The 265-nt window shown below is 49.8% G+C and carries 3 tRNA genes; all 3 read left to right on the plus strand.

The features are described from left to right. Nucleotides 1-13 precede the first annotated feature (13 nt). A tRNA-Val gene (locus tag AB3H90_RS14390) sits at nucleotides 14-86 on the plus strand. A gap of 3 nt (nucleotides 87-89) precedes the next feature. Then, nucleotides 90-162 (plus strand) — tRNA-Lys (locus AB3H90_RS14395). A gap of 8 nt (nucleotides 163-170) precedes the next feature. Then, nucleotides 171-252: transfer RNA gene (locus tag AB3H90_RS14400), tRNA-Leu, on the plus strand. Nucleotides 253-265 lie beyond the last annotated feature (13 nt).

The raw sequence follows: 265 nt of genomic DNA on the forward strand, positions 1-265 counted from the left end.
TTAAGTTATCCATGGAGGTTTAGCTCAGCTGGGAGAGCATCTGCCTTACAAGCAGAGGGTCAGCGGTTCGATCCCGTTAACCTCCATATGAGCCGTTAGCTCAGTTGGTAGAGCATCTGACTTTTAATCAGAGGGTCACAGGTTCGAGCCCTGTACGGCTCATATTTTTTGCGGGTGTGGCGGAATTGGCAGACGCACTAGATTTAGGATCTAGCGCCTTACGGCGTGGGGGTTCAAGTCCCTTCACCCGCATAATATGATTTTT

It is taken from the genome of Enterococcus sp. C63 (assembly GCF_040887215.1).
GTDB lineage: Bacteria > Bacillota > Bacilli > Lactobacillales > Enterococcaceae > Enterococcus_B > Enterococcus_B hirae.